The sequence below is a fragment of the Caproicibacter fermentans genome (assembly GCF_009746625.1).
GTDB classification, from domain to species: Bacteria; Bacillota; Clostridia; order Oscillospirales; family Acutalibacteraceae; genus Caproicibacter; species Caproicibacter fermentans.
The window spans coordinates 1-18,162 of the sequence record NZ_VWXL01000075.1; the positions used below are offsets into that span (position 1 = coordinate 1).

Consider the following 18,162-nt stretch of genomic DNA (forward strand, 5'->3'; position numbering starts at 1 on the left):
ACCTTTTTCCCTTCCTGTGCCAGCCCGATGCCGAGATTGGCGCAGGTTGTGGTCTTACCGACGCCGCCCTTTTGGTTGGCAACGGCAATTACATTGGTCATGTGATTTTTCACCTCCCGCTGAAATAAAAAAAGGACGTTCCATCAGCAGGAACGTCCTAAAATGATATGCAATTCGTCATTCAGCCGGTTTTTTCAGGTTTGAGAGAGGGTTTGACCGAGAGCCACTTCGCCGCAAACCCGCATGGATACTGAGTTTTTGCTTCTTCGTTTTCACCTTCCCGAATAACGCATGTTCAACGAGTGGTACGCCAGAGATATTTCCCGCAAGGTTCGTAGCTCCCAAAGGTTGCGCGGCAGCGCGGGCGTTCCTCTCTCCCTGCCTCTCTACGGTTACAGAAAAGATCCGGATAACCCCAAAAGCTGGGTGATCGACGAGGAAGCGGCGGCTGTGGTGCGACGTATCTATCAGTTGTGCATTGACGGCTTTGGCGTTGAGAAAACCGCCGCGATACTGGAACGGGATAAAATCTTGAAACCTACGGAGTATTGGAAAAGCAAGGGTGTCCGCAAGCCAGGGAAAAAGTCCACCGTCAGGGATAGCCCCTACTGCTGGTGCAAAACCACGGTCGAAAAAATCCTTTTGGCGCGGGAGTATGCGGGCGATACCGTCAATTTCAAGACCTATTCCAAGTCGTTCAAGAACAAGCGCCGATATGAAAACCCGGAAGAAAACCACGCGATCTTTGAAAATACCCACGAGCCGATTATCGACCGCCAGACGTGGGAAATGGTGCAGCGTATCCGGGCAGGAACCAAACGGCGGCAGCCGAAGAATACCGAAAAGCATATGTTCGCCGGGCTTCTGTACTGTGCCGATTGCGGCTGCAAGCTCCATTTCAACGTCAACCACCCGCACACGGAGCTTCAATATTTCAATTGTTCCAATTATCGCGGCAACCGTGGAACCTGTAACAGCACCCATTACATACGATCCGACGCGCTGGAAGAAGTGGTTCTTTTGGAGCTCCGGCGAATGACGCAGTTTTTACAGGACAAAGAGGAGGATTTCGTAAAGCTGCTGATGGACAAATCTGTACAGGAAGCGCAACGGGAAACCAAGCATCGGGAGAATGAGGTTACCAGCATGATCGCTCGTTGTCATGAGCTCGACGCGCTTTTCACCAAAACGTATGAGGACAACGCCAGCGGTAAGCTCTCCGATGAGCGGTTCATGATGATTACCAAACGCTACGATGACGAGCAGATTTCGCTCAAAAAGAAAATCTCCGCTCTGCAAGCGGAGATCGACGCAGAAAAGCGACATAAGAGCAGCGCGGCCAACTTTCTACGGACAGTGAAGAAATATACCCAAATAGACGAATTGACCCCGACCATCGTAAACGAGCTGATTGAAAAGATCGTCGTTCATCAGGCGCAGGGCACCGGCAAGAACAAGACGCAGCAGCTTGAAATCTACTACAACTTCGTCGGCGTTCTGGATATGCCGCAGATGCTGGCGCTCCCGCAGAGTGTGACTGTGGATACACGGCAGGGTGTGGCGGTGGAATATATCACAAGGAAAGCCGGATAACGAAAATAGGAGCAACCTTTCGGTTACTCCTATTCACGGAATGTTCACTGTCCTTATGAACATTCGACATGGTCCGAGTGACAAGACTTGAACTTGCGGCCTCTAGACCCCCAGTCTAGCGCGCTACCAACTGCGCCACACCCGGAAACAACGATGTTTATTTTACCACATCCGCCCTGGAATTGCAAGCAAAAAAACATAAAACAGCCGGCTTTCGCGGGCAGGGAGAAAACAACCGGCTGTCTTTCACGGTTTTCAATTAGTCGTTATCTCTGCCTTCACCGAAAAAGCGGTTATGAATCGCCGCAACTGCCTTATCCGTATCCGCACGGTCGATCAAAACCGAAATTTTAATCTCACTGGTGGAAATCATATGGATATTGATGTCAGCTGCATAGAGCGCTTCAAACATGCTTGCAGCCGTACCGGAATGAGTTTCCATGCCGGCGCCTACAATTGATACCTTGGCCACGTCCTCATCGTACACAACCGATGTTGCGCCGATCAGTTCCACATACGGATCCAGAATCGCGATGGTCTCCTTCAGGTCCGCGCGATGGACGGTAAAAGTGATATCCTTGGTCCCGTTCCGGCCAACCGATTGGAGGATAATATCAATATTTATATTTTTTGCGCCGATTTTAGAAAATATTTTAAACGCAAGACCCGGTCTGTCGGGAACCCCAATGATGGATACGCGCGCGACATCCTCATCTTTCGCAACACCGCTGATCAGCATTTTCTCCACTTTCGTAGCCTCCTTTACAATTGTGCCGGGTTTTTTTGTCATGCTCGAAAGAACTTCAAGCTCAATTCCGTAACGCTTTGCCATTTCGACGGAACGATTATTCAACACCTGCGCGCCCAGTGAGGCGAGCTCCAGCATCTCGTCATAAGAAATCACGTCAAGCTTTTTGGCATTCTTTATCTTTCGGGGATCCGCGGTAAACACGCCCTCGACGTCCGTATAAATCTGGCACAAGTCGGCGTTCATCGCAGCCGCAATTGCGACAGCGCTCGTATCGGAACCGCCGCGGCCCAGAGTCGTCATATCGTCGTAATGGTTGATTCCCTGAAAACCTGTTACGACAATAATATTTTTCTTATCCAATTCTTTTTTGATCCTGTCCGGTGTAATCCGCTTGATTCTGGCACTTCCATACGCCGTGCTGGTATGAAACCCCGCCTGCCAGCCCAGCAGGGAAACCACGGGATAGCCGAGCTTTTCAATCGCCATCGCCATCAAAGAGGCAGAGATCTGTTCACCCGTCGTTAAAAGCATATCCATTTCCCGCCGCGAGGCGTTGGGATTGATTTCATGCGCTTTTGCAATTAAGTCGTCCGTGGTGTCCCCCTGCGCGGAAACCACAACGATCACATCGTTTCCCTTTGCATAGGTTTTGGTCACAATGTCCGCCACATTGAAGACCCGTTCTGCATTTGCAACCGAGCTTCCGCCGAATTTCTGGACAATCAGACTCATAAGGTTCCGTCCTCCTATCAAGCTAAGTTATTCCATTGAAATGATTGCACCCTGTGGGTCAGTATTGAGCACCTGTACCTGCCAGCCATCAACTTCTTTTTCCCGAAGCCGCGCAACGGCATATTTTGAAAATGTCTCGGCTCCTTCCGTCGGAATCATCGAAATAATCGTCGGACCCGCGCCGCTTATGTACGTTCCGAGCGAACCAAGTTCGTAGCTCAAGCGGAATACGTCGTCAAGGTTTGCAATCAGTCCGGAACGGTAGGGCTGATGGATTTTATCCTGAACGGCGACGCGCAGGTTTTCAAGCCGTCCCGAAAACAGAGAAGCCGCCATCAAAGCCGAGCGGGACAGATTGTAAACCGCATCGCTCCTGGAATATTCCTTCGGCAGAACGGAGCGTGCTTTTTCCGTCTTTAATTCAAACGGAGGAACGAAAAGAGCGAACCGGATTTTTTCGGAGACCGGAACGCTGACGCTGTAAACACGGCCCGCCTCAATCGCTGAAGCCGCCAGGCCGCCTTCAATCGCCGGCGTCGTGTTGTCGGGATGGCCCTCAATCTCAGCAGCCAGATTAATCAGGTCCTGACGGCTCAACGGACTGCCAAGCATGCGGTTTGCCCCAAGAATGCCGGCCACAATGCAGGCGGAGCTGCTGCCGAGCCCGCGCGCCATCGGTATATTGTTGAGCTGGATGATTTTCATCCCGGGCAGCTTGTGTCCGCAAAGGTCGTACAGGCGTTTCGCGGCCCAGTAAATCAAATTCGTCTCATCGGTCGGCACCTCAATATTATCTTTGCACGAAATATCAATCAGATCCGATTCTTCCATCCAGACCTGATTGTATAACGTCAGGGCAATGCCGAGAGAGTCAAAACCGGACCCAAGGTTGGCGCTGGTCGCCGGTACCTGTATTCGTATCATATAACAACAACCTCACATTTTACACTTCGCCGATTCGAATCGTATTCTGTATTTGAACCCCAAGCCCGGACAGGGCTTCAAGAGCTTTGCGAATTTCTTTTTCCGGTGATTTTTTCGTAACAAAAGCTATTTCCCCGGGCTTGCTGCCTTTCCGGGTCAGGCGGTCGACGGCACCAAGCTGATTTTCAATATTTTTAAATGCCAGAGTTTCATCCTCCGTCACCGCTCGCACATACATTGCAACGTGATTCTCCAGATAATCCTCCACGTAATCGGGCGAGCCCTCGTCCCAATAAAGATATTTTCTCGCCTTAAAGTGTTTGACACAGTCGATGACATCTGCCACCACGGCGCTGGCTGTGGGGAATTTGCCGGCTCCCTTGCCATAGAAAACCACGTCGCCGGTGGAATCGCCCCGCACCAGAATCCCATTGAAGACATCGTCAACATTGGCAAGCTGACTGTCTCTCGAAAGAAACATCGGACAGACAATCACCTGTATTTTTCCGCTGTCCATCATTTTGACCTGTCCGATCAGCTTAATGACTCCGCCCCATACGTCCGCGTATTCAACATCTTCGAGGCGGATCTGGGAAATCCCCTCGGTATGCACCTGTTCCGGATAAACATGCTTTCCATACGCCAGGGATGCAAGGATGCATATTTTTCTGCAGGCGTCCATTCCCTCTACGTCGGCCGCGGGATTGCGCTCCGCATATCCCAACTTCTGCGCAAGAGCAAGCGTGTCGTCAAATGTTGTTTTCTCCCGAATCATCTTTGTCAGAATGAAATTGGTTGTTCCGTTTAAGATTCCGGCGATTTCAACCACATCGTTCGCCGCAAGGCATTGGCTGATCGGACGGATAATCGGGATTCCTCCGCCGACGCTTGCTTCAAACAAAAAATTTAAATTGTTTTTTTGCGCCAATTCGAGCAGTTCGGCTCCCTTTGCCGCAACCAGCTCTTTGTTCGAAGTAACAACGCTTTTCCCGTTTTCCAGACATTTTTTTACATAGTCAAACGCCGGATGCAGCCCGCCCATCACTTCCACTACTATATGGACGTCCGGATCATTCAGAATTGCATCAAAAGATTTCGTAAAGCTGCGTTCATATGGACTGCCCGGAAAATCCCTTAAATCCAGAATGTATTTTACACGGATCTGTTCCTTTGCACGCCCGGCGATACTGTCAGCATGCTTATCAAGCACCTCCACTACGCCGGAGCCGACAGTGCCGTATCCCATAACCGCTATTTCCACCATTGTCAGCACTCCTTTAACTCTCTCTGCCTTCCCGCATCAGGCTGTTTCGAATCTTCATTTCATTGAAAGACCATTTAAAATGAAAGTCGCCTGACGTTCGGCTGCACAAAACTTTATTGACTAGTTTAACATGAATCGGTCCTCGATTCAACCGTCACGCATAAAAATCATTCATCCGGGCTGATGCTGTCCTGGCGCCACGACTGGTCGTCCGGTTTTGAGACGCCTTGCCGGGAAGAGGCTTTCGAACTGTTTTTATTCCCTTTCGAAGAGGTTTCGGAAGAGTGTGTACCCGATTCCGTGCCGGAATCCGGCTGCTGAGAGGGCAACTCAGGGAAATCGTCGCCGGCTTGCGACGAATCGCCGGTCGACGATGAATTTCCGGCTGCCGATGAGGAACTATCCGTTTCGGAACCGGAGCCCCCGTGGTCTATATTACAGGTTGCCGGCAGTTTGTTAATATCATACCAGCCGGTTTTTGTCTCCGTACAGACACCGGGATTTACCAGCAGGCCGCTTTCCACGCAGAATTTGAAGGGACGCACGTTCTGATCCAAATCGAATTCTTTCTTTTCCTTCCCCTTCAAGTACTGGGTCATAATGTTTTTCCAAACGGTTTTTGCAACCGGCGTTTCATATTTTGTCAGAACCTTCGGGGTCCGGTAACCGGTCCAGACTCCGGCCACCGCGTAAGGGGTCCCGCCGACGAACCAGCTGTCCTTGTTGTCGTTGGTCGTCCCCGTTTTTCCGAAAACGTCCCATCCGCTGATGTTCGCGGCAATACCCGTGCCATGCGCCATCACATTATTCAGAAGCTTATGCACAACGGTGGCCGCCGAGGAGGATATGGACTGAACCGGCACCTCGTTCCGGTTATCGACAATCACATTGCCGTCGTGATCCTGTATATAATAAAAGGTATAAGGTTTATAAAATTTTCCGCCGTTTCCAAACATCTGGAATCCGGCCGTCATTTCTTTTACCGTAATTCCCTGCGTCATTCCACCGACCGCCATAGCTGCAAGCGTGTTATCGGCGGGTTCCAGCGACGTAAAACCAAGCTTTTCCCTCAGGAAATTAAAACTGACGTTCGGGGTGAGCATTTTGTCAACTTGTACCGACGCTGCGTTATATGACTGTTCCAGCGCTTTTTCCACCGTGATGATACCATGGTATCGATTGTCCCAGTTGGCCGGGCCCGGCTGTCCGTTCTTCCAGTTGGGCAGCGGTTCATCGTTGACAAGGGAAGAGTAATTGATCAGGCCCGCGTTCACCGCCGGCCCGTAAACGGCAAGCGGCTTGATGGAAGACCCCGGCTGCCGCTTTGCATCTGTCGCAAGGTCAAACAGACGGTTGCTTTCCTTTTTGCCCTTGGAACCGACAATCGCAAGAACGCGCCCATTGTAATCCATCGCGACATACCCGCCCTGAAGATTCGGGTAAGCGGAAGGAAATGTCTTTCCGTCGTTGAAAACATTCTCCGCAGTTTCTTGCAGGTCCGAATTCACAGCGGAGTATATTTTAAGTCCCCCGTGGTAAATCATATCGATCGCTTTGTCGGAAGAGCAGCTGTAGGTTTCCATCAGACTGTTTTTAACGTCTTCAAACACCGCCTCCGTATACCAGTTCCAGACCGAATTTTCATCCACAACGTCTTCGGCTTTCTTGCCGACGAATTTCATGTTTTCGGATTCCTTTACGGCTGCCTGATATTCTTTGTCCGTGATTTTCCCCTGATCGTGCATCGCCTTCAAAACCGTCTGCTGACGATCTTTGTTTTTTTCGGGATGGGTCAGCGGAGAATAGGCTGTAGGATTTTGTGTGATGCCCGCAATGGCCGCGCACTGGGCGATATCGCAGTCCTGAATATTCTTACCAAAATACAAATTTGCGGCAGTCTGAACGCCGTTGCATCCGCTTCCGAAAGGGACGACGTTTAAATAAGCGCCAAGGATCTCTTCTTTGGAATATTTTTTCTCCAGATTAAGCGCGCGGAAAATTTCCTTTACCTTGCGCGTCAGGCTGACCTCATTGTCACCCGTAATATTTTTAATCAGCTGCTGGGTAATAGTCGAGCCGCCATAGCTGCCGCCGTTGGACTGAAAAATGTCGAAAAGATTAATGGCCGCTCCGAAAGTCCGCTTCCAGTCGACCCCCTTATGCTCCCAGAAACGCTTGTCCTCAATGGCGACGATCGCGTCCTTCATCGCCTTCGGAATTTTATCGTAATCCACCCAGATACGATTTTCACTGCTGTAGAGGCTTTGATATTTTACAGGATTCGACGCGTCGTCGTTTGGTCCGTTCACATAAATAAAACTGGTATAGTTGAGCTGCAGTTTATGAAGATCGTAATCGACCGATTCATTCTTCATGCTGTAAATGTACGAAAAAAGAGACACGGAAACAATGGCCCCCGCGATCACAAAAACGGTAATTATCGTTGTTATGCACCGAAGAATCATTTTAAAAACAGATTTAGCGGTTGAAACGTTCTCCTTGTCCACGTTCCGACCGCCAGCATATTTACTGATGTCGGTTTTTCTCATCCATACCACCCCCTTATATCATAATATTTGCTGTTTTTTCAATTGAATGAATAAGTTACCAAATTTTTCAAATAATATTCACAGAGGTGATCTATTTGAAAAAAACTTCTATGCTCCTGCTCTGCGTGATTGCCCTGCTGACTGTTTTGGTCGTTTTGGGGCTTCCGCATTGGAACCGGCAGTCCGGATCCAGCTCCGCGCCCGATTCGACCGCGTCAAGTAATTTTACCTCAATTGAGCCTTCAAGTCAAGAAAGCAGCGCTATTATCGCCGCAGCAAGCAGACAGAACGAGGATTTATATATTGTCAGGGAATTTGACGGGCACATTGGAGTATTCCGTGAAGGGGACAAGCTCCCCTTTGAAGAAATTGACATCGACGTAAGTATCTTTCCCGAAGAGGACCAAAAGCTTCTTCACGACGGCATACAGGCCAGGGGCACCGCGGAACTCACCCGTGTAATTGAAGACTATGAAGGCTGACGGCAGAAAAAAACGGACTCCGCCCAAAAAAGCGGAGTCCGTTTGCTGTGTCTCTTTCTCAGATGGAAATGCGATGCGCAATCTCATACAGGTTTTTGTCAAACACGCGCTTCATGTTAAGTGCTTCAGAAATATCCAGATCCACAATTTTGCCGCCCTGCATTACAATTACGCGGTTCCCCTTGCCCTTGTAAAGCAGAGTCGCCGCAACCGAACCCATTTCGCTGCCGACCACACGGTCGCGCAGAGTCGGCGATCCGCCGCGCTGAACATGACCAAGGATGGTTGCTCTGGACTCGATGCCGGTGGCTTCCTGAATGTCCTGCGCCAGTTTTTCGACTCCCCCGACGCCCTCCGCAACAATGATGATAAAATGCTTTTTCCCTGTTTTCTGGGTAAAGCGCATGCGTTCGATAATGTCTTTCTGAAAATCGTACGGAACCTCCGGAACAAGAATGCTTGTGGCGCCAACCGCAATACCCGTCTGCAGAGCGATATCTCCGCATCGGCGGCCCATGACCTGAACAACGCTGCAGCGGTCGTGCGATTCCATTGTATCCCTGAGCCGGTCCACCATTTGGACGGCGGTATTCATCGCCGTGTCGAACCCGATGGTGTACTCGCTGGAAGCAATGTCGTTGTCGATGGTCCCCGGAATTCCAATGCAGCGGATTCCGGACTCCGTCAAATCCCTTGCCCCGCGGAAGGAACCGTCACCGCCGATTACCACTACTCCGTCGATTCCAAGGCTGCGGCAGGTGGAAGCCGCCTGCTGAACACCGGCGGGCGTATTGAATTCCGGACTGCGGGCCGTATATAAAATAGTACCCCCGCGGTGGATGATATCGGAAACGCTCCTTAGGTTCATTTCAACAACTTCTCCGCTGAGAAGACCGTTAAAACCGCGTTGAATTCCCATTACCCTCACGCCGTGGGACAGGCCCGTGCGAACAACCGCACGCACGGCAGCATTCATGCCGGGCGCGTCTCCGCCGCTCGTCAAGACGGCGATTGCCTTTGAAGACATATTCAAATCCCTCCAAATTAACGTAAACTACAAATCATTATGTCTCTATAGTTATTATAATCGAAAGGATCCGCCGTTATCAACCGAAAGATATGGACGGAAGTTTCCGTTATATGGATAATTGTTTCTAATCCTCCACAATCGCCACATTTTTTTCGCCAAGCAGCTTTTTCAGCTCGCGAAGCAGAACATCATTCAAACCGACACGCATGGAAAGCGGCGCATGAAACAGCCGGCGGGAATCCGCAAAAAAAACATACAGCGGAGTGGGTCCGTCAAAAACGGCAAGGTACTTTTTCGCCTTCTCATACTGCGGACTGTCTTCTCCCGGCACCTTTAAATACAAGCCCGGCGGGCTTGTTCTGCCGGAAGAACGTCCTGCTTCGCCCGGCGCGGATGAAACCGGTTTGACGGATTCGCAGATCAGCTTGGGGTCCTCGTCCTCGCGGATGCTGACACGTGCCTGGATCAGAAGGATTTTTCCCTCCGCAATCCATTCCGCGTATTCGGAAAGGGTTCTTGGAAACACCAGCATTTCCAACGAACCGAACATGTCCTCCACCGTCGCAAAGGCCATCGTGCTGTCACTTTTGGTCACTTTGACGCGAACTTTGGTCAGGATTCCAAGCACGGTAATCCGCTGCCCGTCCTTCATCGCGCCGCTGCCGTCCTGCGCGCCCTCCAGCACGTCGCTGAGCCGCGTCGCGTGCAGTTTCTCATACGCATCCGCATACTCCGCCATCGGATGTCCGGACAAATAAAGACCGGTAACCTCTTTCTCCATCGAAAGCTTGTCGGAAGCCGGAAGGTCCGGCAGGTCGTCCAATCTGAATTCTTCCGTTCCGGTTTTCGCGGAGGAATCGAAAAAACCGATCTGCCCTTCGACATTCCGCTTTTTATCGGCGTCAAGGTAGTCGAGAACGGAATCGGAGCCGGAAAGCATTTGCCTGCGGTTGGCGCCGAGGCCGTCCAGCGCCCCGCATTTTATTAGGCTTTCCAAGGTTCTGCGGTTCATACCGTCGTACACGCGGCGGACAAAATCAAAGAAGGACCTGTATTTTCCCCGCTCCTCCCTCTCGCTTACAAGTCCGTCGATGAATCCTCGCCCGAGGTTTCGCACCGCCAGCAGGCCGAAACGAATGTCCTTTCCGGATACGGTAAATCCGGCGGCGCTTTCATTGGCATGGGGCGGCAGCACGCGGATTCCCAGGCGCAGGCATTCCGCGATATAGGCGGAGAGCTTATTGTTGTTGTCCAGCACGCTGGTCATCAGCGCGGCCATATATTGACGGGGATAATGGCATTTGAGCCATGCGGTCTGATAGCTGAGGAAGGCATAGGCCGCCGCGTGCGATTTATTGAACGCGTAGGAGGCAAAGCTCTCCATTTCGCTGAACACCGCCCGCGCCGTCTGCTCGTCGACGCCGCGCCGCGCGCAGCCTTCCACCTCCACATTTCCGTTTTCATCCGTCAGGCCGTGCAGAAAGATTTCGCGTTCCCGTTCCATTACGTCCTTCTTCTTTTTGCTCATCGCGCGGCGGACGATATCCGCTCTGCCGAGCGAGTAGCCCGCAAGGGTGCGAAAAACCTGCATCACCTGTTCCTGGTACACAATACAGCCGTAGGTGACGTCCAGAATCCCCTTTAAGAGCGGATGGCGGTAAGTCACCTTGGCGGGATTGTGCCGGTTTTCAATATAGCGCGGAATCGACTCCATCGGCCCCGGCCGGTAAAGCGAGATCACGGCGATCAGGTCCTCGATCTTTTCCGGCCCGAGCTGCGCGATCACATTCCGCATTCCCCCCGATTCAAACTGAAACACGCCGTCCGTCTTTCCCTCGGAGAGCATTCGGTAAACCTCAGGATCATCAAGCGGGATGTCCTCCATTCTGAAACCGGGCTGTTTTTCCGCGATCATCTCTTCCGCGTCGTGAATCACGGAAAGGTTCCTCAGCCCGAGAAAATCCATCTTTAAAAGGCCGAGTTCCTCCAGCGTCGTCATCGTGTACTGGGTGACGATAGAATCCCCGTTTTTTGCAAGCGGGACATACTCCGCAACCGGCCGGTCCGTGATCACCACGCCGGCGGCATGTGTGGAGGCGTTGCGCGGCATGCCCTCCAGCTGACGGGCCATGTCGATCAGCGCGTGGACCTGCGGATCCGTATCGTACCGCTGCCGGAATTCGCCGGAAGCCTGCAGGGCCTTGTCCAGAGTAATGTTCAGCTCCGACGGAACCAGCTTGGCGATGGTATCCACCTGCGCGTAGGGAATCGCCATCGCCCGTCCGACGTCCCGGATGGAACCGCGGGCCGCCATGGTTCCGAACGTCACGATCTGTGCAACGTGATCCGCGCCGTATTTCCGCACGACGTAATCGATCATTTCCGGCCTGCGCTCATCCGAAAAATCGATGTCGAAGTCCGGCATGGAGACGCGTTCCGGATTCAGGAACCGTTCGAACAGCAGATTGTATCGGATCGGGTCGATTCCCGTGATTCCGATGCAATAGGCGGCAAGACTTCCCGCGCCGGACCCTCTGCCCGGGCCTACGGGGATTCCGGCCTCTTTCGCATAGCGCACAAAGTCGTGTACAATCAGATAGTAGTTGACATAACCCATTTTTTCGATGGTGTCCAGCTCATATTCCAGGCGATCCACGATGGTTTGATCCGGTTGCTCCCCATAATGCCGGTGCAGACCCTCATAGCACCGCTCGCGGAAATACGCGGTGTTCTCCTGCCCGTTCGGGGTTTCAAACCGGGGCAGCTTTGTTTTGCCGAACTCGAACTCCACGTTGCAGCGTTCCGCGATTTTCACGGTGTTGTCCGCCGCTTCCGGGCAATCCGGGAACAGCGCGCGCATTTCCTCCTCCGTTTTGAAATAAAACTGGTCGCTTCCGAACTCCATGCCGTCCTTGTCCTCAACGGTATGGTTCGTCTGGATGCAAAGCAGGATGCGGTGCATCGCGCTGTCCTGCGGACTGATGTAGTGGCAGTCGTTCGTTATTACAAGCGGGATTCCCGTTTCCCGGGAGATCTGTCGGATGGAGGGGTTCACCAGCTTCTGCTCCCGCAGTCCGTGATCCTGAAGCTCCAGATAAAAGTTTCCCCTGCCGAAAATCTCATCGTACCGCAGAGCGGCAGACTTTGCCCCGTCATAATCGCCCGCGGTCAAATTGCGCGGAATTTCACCGGCCAGACACGCGGAGAGGGCAATCAGTCCTTCATGGTACTGCCGGAGCAGTTCAAAATCGACGCGCGGCTTGGAGTAAAAGCCCTCCGTCCACGAACGGGAGACCAGAGCGATCAGGTTCTGATAGCCGGTGTTGTTCTCGCAAAGCAGAACCAGATGCCGGTGTTCGGAGTCCAGACCGTGAACCCGGTCAAAACGGGTGCGCTGCGCAACATATACTTCGCAGCCGATAATCGGCTTAATCCCCCGTTTTTTCGCGGCCTTATAAAAGTCGACCGCGCCGTACATGACGCCGTGGTCCGTTACCGCGACCGCCGGTGCGCCGCGCTCCGCCGCGGTATCGACCAGCCGTTTGATGCGGCAGGCTCCGTCCAGAAGGCTGTATTCGCTGTGTACATGCAGATGGACGAACAAAACGCCCCTCCTCCTTGCTTTTAAAAGTTATCGTGCGGGTTCGTTCCGCATACGGTTCAGATACCGCTTCGTATAAGGACAGGCGGCAATACACCGACCGCAAAGCGTAATTTCCTGATGAAGCTTCTCCGCCGCCAGCTTTCTCGCGGCCTTGCGGCAGGCCAGAGGATCGAAGAATTCGTCCCGGTCCATGCCGACGTGCCAGAGTCTGCCGGAAACCGCATGTCCGGGGCAGGCCCGCCCGCAGGCCGTACAGGACCCGCAGCGGGATTCGTCAATCGGTTCGGCACAGGAAAGAGGAGCATCCGTTGTCAGGGACGACAGACGAACCGCCGGACCGAATTGCTCGGTTACCAGCAGCGCGCATTTCCCGATCCAGCCGATTCCCGCCCGCGTTGCAACCGTTTTATGGGGAAGCGCGGTGCGATAATTTCCGAATTCCCTGACCGCCGCCGTCGTCTGACTCCGTGCCCGGTATCCGCTCCTGGTCAGGTAATCCGCGCCGGCCGCCACAATTCGGTCCAGTCGTCGGTTCAGCTCAAAATAAGCGTCGTAGTAAATCCCCGCAGGGCCGTTCGGAAGCGAGGCGATCACCTCCGCCGGAAGCGAAACGGCGACCGACACGCCGAGCGGCAGTTCCTCCGGGGCCGCGGCGGCCAGGCTGCCGACGCCCGCAAGCTCCGCGCCCTCTGAAAAAAGAATTTCTCTCAGTTCCTTATTAAGATCAATCATGGCTCTCGCCTTCTGTTGCCGGCAGGCGGTCTGCAAGTTCCATTATCCGGCGAAGCCTGTGATTAACCCCGGAACGGCTCAGCGGCGGGTCCAGCTTCTGCCCCAGCTCCCGCAGGGACAAATCCGGGTTCCGGTATCGAAGAATCGCCAGCTCCCTCAGTTCCTCCGGCAGCGCCGATACGCCGCCGCCCGCAAATATCTTTTTCAGCGCCATCAGCTGTCCCGCGGCGGCGGAAGCGGTTTTTTCTATATTGGCGGCTTCGAAATTCGTCTTGCGGTTGACATTGTTCCGGACTTCTTTGAGCATGCGGACCTGAATCAGCTCCATGGCGGCGTTTCCGGCTCCAAGAAACGTCAGCAGATCTGAAACATGCTCGCTCCCCTTCAGATAAACAACATAAGAGCCCTTTCGGTTCAACATTCCCGGGTTTACATCCAGTTCGAAAATGTCTGTCAGGAACGCGGTGAGGTCGCGGGCAAGGTTCCGGTAAGGGACTACAAATTCCAGCCGGTAATCCCTGGATGGGTCGGTAACAGTACCGCAGGAAAGGAACGCTCCCCGCAGAAAGGCGGAGCGGCAGCAATCATTTTCCAGATTGGCAAGGTTGATCCGCAGGCTGATTTCCCTGCCGGTATGGCCAAGTTGATTAAGCACCTGCTCAATCTGATTTTCCCCGGGAACCGAAACCGTATAGGCGCTTTTCCGGTCTCCTTTGCGCGGAGATACGGACACGTCCGCAAAGGCGCCGGTTATTCCGGCCGTTAGCTCCGCGGCGCGTCTGGCCGTCTCTCTGTTCTCCGTCGTCAAAGTGATGGACTGCGCCGAAAAACATCTGCCAAAAAGCAGAAGGCCGTAACATTCCGCTTTTCGGCAGCAGTCCGCCGCCTGGATGCGGCACAGTTCTGTTTTGGTATTCGAAGAAAACGACATGGCTTCCTCCCGGATTTTATTGTTTCTGGATATCCCGGTGATTGACGCTTGTCCGCAGGTTCTGCTGCAGCAAATGGTTGTAGAGAAGCTCCGCGAGCGTTACGGAACGATGGTGCCCGCCGGTGCAGCCTATTGCAACGACAAGCTGGCTTTTTCCTTCTCCGCAATAGAGCGGTATCATGTAGTCGATGAGGTCCATGAATCGCCGGACAAAGCCCTTGGTCTGGTCCCATTTCATGACATAGCTGCGAACCGGTTCATCCAGCCCCGTCAGATTTTTCAGTTCCTCCACATAATAGGGATTCGGAAGGCAGCGGACGTCAAAAACAAGGTCCGCCTCGGCCGGCACGCCGTATTTGAACCCAAAGGAAATACAGTGGATCATCAGCGCGTCGGAGGCATCCCCCAGAAACAGGCCGGAAATCCGCTTTTTCAGCTGCGCGGGGGAAAGCAGCGAAGTGTCAATGACATAATCCGCCCGTTCCTTCACAAGCCGAAGCACGTCGCGTTCCAGCCGGACGGCCTGATCCAGAGAGCCAAGACAGTTGTCGGCAAGCGGGTGCTTGCGCCGTGTTTCTTTAAACCGGTTGACCAGAACATAATCGTTCGCGTCCAAGAAAAGCACCTTGTAATCCTTGCCGTCGGATTTCATCTGATCCAGCGTTTCCAGAAGACTGGAGAACATGTCGCCTCCCCGGATATCCGTCACGACCGCGACATGCGAGAGGGTTCCCTTTGCCTGCCGGGAAAGCTCATAAAAGGTCGGGATCAGCTTTGGGGGAATATTGTCAGCACAGTAGAAACCGATGTCCTCCAGCGCATCCATCGCGCGGGATTTTCCCGCTCCGGAAAGTCCGGTTACGATTAAAAACTCCATAAGATCCTCCGGGTTATCAGCCAATTTGTTTCACTTCGCATTCCAGTCGGACGCCGGCTTCACGGTAAACGGTTTCCTGGATCAGTTCAATCAGCCGAAGCACGTCGCCGCAGGTGGCCCCGCCGGAATTCACAATAAAACCGGCGTGCTTCTCGCTGACCATGGCCCCGCCGACGCGCCGTCCCTTCAGCCCGCACTGTTCAATCAGAGTCCCCGCGTAGCGGCCGGGCGGACGTTTAAAAATGCTGCCGGCGCTGGGCACTTCAAGCGGCTGTTTGGATTTTCTCCGGTCATACAGTTCCTGCATCGTGGAGGAGATCTGTTCCGGGTCGCCCGGGCTCAGCTTCAGGCGAAGAGAAGTAATGATAGATCCGTTTCCGGAATAGGCGCTTCTGCGGTAGCCGTACTGAAGATCCCCGCCCCGCAGGATTCCCGCCTCTCCCGTCTGAGTCACGTGGCTGCACGCGGTAATTACTTCGCTCATGGAGTGATCGTACGCCCCGGCGTTCATAAATGCCGCGCCGCCCGCGGAGCCGGGGATTCCCCACGCGAATTCAAGGCCCGTCAGAGAATGATTTTTTGCAAAATTGCATAAGCCGGCAAGAGAAATTCCCGCCCCGCATTCCAGTTCATTTTCACCGCACGGCTCAATTCTCTGAAATCCTTTGCCCAGAGAAACAACGCTTCCCCTGATTCCCGCGTCGCTGACCAAAAGGTTCGACCCGTTGCCAAGGGGATACAGCTTTATGCCGAGATCCCACGATTTACGGGATACTTCCCGAAGCGCGGACTTATCATTCACAATGAGGAACAAATCTGCCGGGCCGCCGATTCGGAACGTTGTATGGCGGCTCATCGGTTCGTTCCGATACGTTTCGCATCCAAGCGAACGTGCAGATTTCTCAAGCTCTTCCAGAAAATCCAACAGTTCGTCCTCCTTTTCTTCAGGCCGGGTCGGAAAGCACTTTGGTATATTGCCTCAGATAGTCGCAGAAACGCTCAACGCTTGAGTTTACGACCAGCTCCTCCGGAAATTCAATCTCCCGAAGCAGTTGAAGAGAACGGTCGAAACGCCCGACCTGAGCGGAGAAATGCGCGTCCGAATTAACAATAACAGGCACATCGTGCTTTTTGCACAGCTCCATGATTCTGGTGCAGTTCGGGACAGAATCACTTCTTCCCGTAAAAGTAGCCTCGTTCAGCTCGACGAGTTTGCCGTTTTCGGCAAATATCGGCAGGACCGTTTCATAATCGTAACGATACAGCTCCGAACCGCTGTGACCGATGACCCGGATCAGCGGATTTTGGGCTACGCCCAGCCACGCGTTTGTCACCTTTTCCACCGTGGGGGCCTTGTCCCTCATGGCGACTTCGTGCATGGACGCCACCACCCAGTCAAGAGTCGAAACGTCCTCCGGGTTCAAATCGGTACCGCCGTCAAAATCCGTTACATCGGCTTCTTCGCCCCGAAGGACCAGAACATGTTCCATCTCTCTTGGCAAAACTCTTAAATTGTGAAAATACCAACGGCCGGGCGCGCCGGGCATCTCCTGTCCGTGATCAGTAACCGCAATGGCGAACAGGCCCCGTTCCGCCGCGGCGTGAACCATCTCGGAAAGTGTGCTGTAAGCGTGAGTGGATGCAATCGTGTGTGTGTGGGTGTCCGCAATCAGATTCATGGTTCCCGCCTTTCTAAAAGTTCAGTTCAAGTTTTTTTTCCGACTCCTGCATCACGGAAAGATCCATGCCCAGATTACTGAGCAGTTCTTCCGCCGCATTATATCCCATTTTTTTCTGCCGGTTATTCATCGCGGCGACTTCTATGATAATGGCAAGGTTTCTGCCCGGTTTGACCGGGATGGTCAGAACAGGCACCTTGATTCCCAGTATTTCGGTAAATTCGCTGTCGATTCCCATGCGGTCATAGATTTTCTGATTATCCCAGATTTCCAGATTGATGACCATATCGATTTTTTCAGAAACTTTTACAGCGCCCATGCCGAAAATCCTGCGGGCGTTGATAATACCTATGCCCCTGAGCTCAATAAAATGCTTGATGTTATCCGGCGCTTCGCCGACCAGAGACTTGGCGGAAACCCGCTTAATCGTCACCGCATCGTCTGCGATCAGACGATGCCCGCGCTTGATCAGCTCGATCGCCGTCTCGCTTTTGCCGACACCGCTGTCGCCGACCAGCAAAATCCCTTCGCCGTACACTTCCACCAAAACGCCGTGCCGCGTGATGCGGGGCGCCAGTTCCACATTCATGAAAGAAACGAGCGCGGCCACCAGGCTGGAGGTGGTCTCCGCCGTGCTGAGCAGCGGCACGGCATTTTCCCTTACCGCTTCCAAAAGCTCCGGCAGAGGTTTCAGTCCGCGGGCAATGATAGCCGCCGGCGGTTTCTGCGAAAAAATAGCGTTTAAGACGTCTTTCCGCTTCTGCGACGAAATGGAGTTCAGAAAAGCGGATTCTGCATTGCCGAAAATTAAAATACGGGTGGTGTCATAAAAGTCGTAAAAGCCGTTCAGTTCCAAGCCCGGCCGGTTTACATCCATTGACGAAATAAGAATTTCGTCCGGTTCACAGGGCATACTGATTACATTCAGTGACAATTCTTTCATCACTTTTGAGAGCGGCACGGTGTATTTTGCAGACATGCTACTACCTGCTTTCCAGTTGTTTTAAAAATATT

The 18,162-nt window shown here is 53.0% G+C and carries 15 protein-coding genes and 1 tRNA gene; 2 read left to right on the forward strand and 14 right to left on the reverse strand.

From position 1 onward, the window contains the following. The coding region (locus CAFE_RS12775) for a ParA family protein (protein ID WP_156990765.1) at window positions 1-101 on the reverse strand (101 nt) is incomplete at its 3' end. A gap of 190 nt (window positions 102-291) precedes the next feature. Here CAFE_RS12775 and CAFE_RS12780 point away from each other — a divergent pair. Further along, entirely contained in the window at window positions 292-1,593 is a 1,302-nt protein-coding gene (locus CAFE_RS12780) for a DUF4368 domain-containing protein (protein WP_156990885.1), read from the forward strand. A 69-nt stretch (window positions 1,594-1,662) separates the two neighbouring features. On the opposite strand, the gene CAFE_RS12785 is transcribed toward CAFE_RS12780, so the two are convergent. The 5 genes from CAFE_RS12785 to CAFE_RS12805 form a co-directional block, all read right to left on the reverse strand. Next, a tRNA-Pro gene (locus CAFE_RS12785) sits at window positions 1,663-1,738 on the reverse strand. A 114-nt stretch (window positions 1,739-1,852) separates the two neighbouring features. After that, the gene (locus CAFE_RS12790; RefSeq protein WP_066648023.1) at window positions 1,853-3,076 is read right to left on the reverse strand and encodes an aspartate kinase; all 1,224 of its coding nucleotides are present in this window, start codon (window positions 3,074-3,076) and stop codon (window positions 1,853-1,855) included. A gap of 27 nt (window positions 3,077-3,103) precedes the next feature. After that, the gene (thrB, locus tag CAFE_RS12795) at window positions 3,104-4,000 is read right to left on the reverse strand and encodes a homoserine kinase (protein ID WP_156990886.1); all 897 of its coding nucleotides are present in this window, start codon (window positions 3,998-4,000) and stop codon (window positions 3,104-3,106) included. 19 nt (window positions 4,001-4,019) lie between these two features. Further along, entirely contained in the window at window positions 4,020-5,264 is a 1,245-nt protein-coding gene (locus CAFE_RS12800) for a homoserine dehydrogenase (protein WP_156990887.1), read from the reverse strand. 167 nt (window positions 5,265-5,431) lie between these two features. After that, complete coding sequence (locus CAFE_RS12805; protein WP_156990888.1) at window positions 5,432-7,813, reverse strand: transglycosylase domain-containing protein; 2,382 nt, start codon at window positions 7,811-7,813, stop codon at window positions 5,432-5,434. A gap of 95 nt (window positions 7,814-7,908) precedes the next feature. Here CAFE_RS12805 and CAFE_RS12810 point away from each other — a divergent pair, with 95 nt between their 5' ends. Continuing rightward, window positions 7,909-8,295 carry a hypothetical protein gene (locus tag CAFE_RS12810; RefSeq protein WP_066648038.1) on the forward strand — a complete coding sequence of 129 codons (387 nt, stop codon included), beginning with the start codon at window positions 7,909-7,911 and terminating at the stop codon, window positions 8,293-8,295. A 58-nt stretch (window positions 8,296-8,353) separates the two neighbouring features. Here the strand turns inward: CAFE_RS12810 and pfkA are convergent, their stop codons facing one another. The 8 genes from pfkA to hprK form a co-directional block, all read right to left on the reverse strand. Beyond that, window positions 8,354-9,322: a 6-phosphofructokinase gene (gene pfkA / locus CAFE_RS12815; protein ID WP_066648040.1), complete on the reverse strand. Its 969-nt coding sequence runs from the start codon at window positions 9,320-9,322 to the stop codon at window positions 8,354-8,356. Between the two features lie 127 nt (window positions 9,323-9,449). Continuing rightward, window positions 9,450-12,929 (reverse strand): DNA polymerase III subunit alpha, encoded by a 3,480-nt coding sequence (locus CAFE_RS12820; protein ID WP_156990889.1) that lies wholly within the window; start codon window positions 12,927-12,929, stop codon window positions 9,450-9,452. Window positions 12,930-12,956: 27 nt separating this feature from the next. Continuing rightward, window positions 12,957-13,661: a 4Fe-4S double cluster binding domain-containing protein gene (locus tag CAFE_RS12825; RefSeq protein WP_066648044.1), complete on the reverse strand. Its 705-nt coding sequence runs from the start codon at window positions 13,659-13,661 to the stop codon at window positions 12,957-12,959. Next, window positions 13,654-14,592, reverse strand: a complete 939-nt coding sequence (gene whiA / locus CAFE_RS12830; protein ID WP_066648050.1) for a DNA-binding protein WhiA — start codon at window positions 14,590-14,592, stop codon at window positions 13,654-13,656. The genes CAFE_RS12825 and whiA overlap by 8 nt, the downstream gene beginning before the upstream one ends. A gap of 16 nt (window positions 14,593-14,608) precedes the next feature. Beyond that, window positions 14,609-15,469 carry an RNase adapter RapZ gene (gene rapZ, locus CAFE_RS12835; protein WP_066648052.1) on the reverse strand — a complete coding sequence of 287 codons (861 nt, stop codon included), beginning with the start codon at window positions 15,467-15,469 and terminating at the stop codon, window positions 14,609-14,611. Window positions 15,470-15,485: 16 nt separating this feature from the next. Then, complete coding sequence (murB, locus tag CAFE_RS12840; protein ID WP_156990890.1) at window positions 15,486-16,394, reverse strand: UDP-N-acetylmuramate dehydrogenase; 909 nt, start codon at window positions 16,392-16,394, stop codon at window positions 15,486-15,488. 19 nt (window positions 16,395-16,413) lie between these two features. Then, entirely contained in the window at window positions 16,414-17,148 is a 735-nt protein-coding gene (locus tag CAFE_RS12845; protein WP_066648058.1) for a phosphatase, read from the reverse strand. 13 nt (window positions 17,149-17,161) lie between these two features. Beyond that, window positions 17,162-18,127 carry an HPr(Ser) kinase/phosphatase gene (hprK, locus tag CAFE_RS12850; RefSeq protein ID WP_066648060.1) on the reverse strand — a complete coding sequence of 322 codons (966 nt, stop codon included), beginning with the start codon at window positions 18,125-18,127 and terminating at the stop codon, window positions 17,162-17,164. Between the last annotated feature and the right edge of the window lie 35 nt (window positions 18,128-18,162).

Bases quoted from the DNA above. Each gene is read 5' to 3' on its own strand.
- CAFE_RS12790 (WP_066648023.1), bottom strand. From the start codon at position 3,076: ATGAGTCTGATTGTCCAGAAATTCGGCGGAAGCTCGGTTGCAAATGCA.
- hprK (WP_066648060.1), bottom strand. From the start codon at position 18,127: ATGTCTGCAAAATACACCGTGCCGCTCTCAAAAGTGATGAAAGAATTG.
- pfkA (WP_066648040.1), bottom strand. From the start codon at position 9,322: ATGTCTTCAAAGGCAATCGCCGTCTTGACGAGCGGCGGAGACGCGCCC.
- rapZ (WP_066648052.1), bottom strand. From the start codon at position 15,469: ATGGAGTTTTTAATCGTAACCGGACTTTCCGGAGCGGGAAAATCCCGC.
- thrB (WP_156990886.1), bottom strand. From the start codon at position 4,000: ATGATACGAATACAGGTACCGGCGACCAGCGCCAACCTTGGGTCCGGT.
- CAFE_RS12800 (WP_156990887.1), bottom strand. From the start codon at position 5,264: ATGGTGGAAATAGCGGTTATGGGATACGGCACTGTCGGCTCCGGCGTA.
- CAFE_RS12805 (WP_156990888.1), bottom strand. From the start codon at position 7,813: ATGAGAAAAACCGACATCAGTAAATATGCTGGCGGTCGGAACGTGGAC.
- CAFE_RS12825 (WP_066648044.1), bottom strand. From the start codon at position 13,661: ATGATTGATCTTAATAAGGAACTGAGAGAAATTCTTTTTTCAGAGGGC.
- CAFE_RS12845 (WP_066648058.1), bottom strand. From the start codon at position 17,148: ATGAATCTGATTGCGGACACCCACACACACACGATTGCATCCACTCAC.
- whiA (WP_066648050.1), bottom strand. From the start codon at position 14,592: ATGTCGTTTTCTTCGAATACCAAAACAGAACTGTGCCGCATCCAGGCG.
- CAFE_RS12780 (WP_156990885.1), top strand. From the start codon at position 292: ATGTTCAACGAGTGGTACGCCAGAGATATTTCCCGCAAGGTTCGTAGC.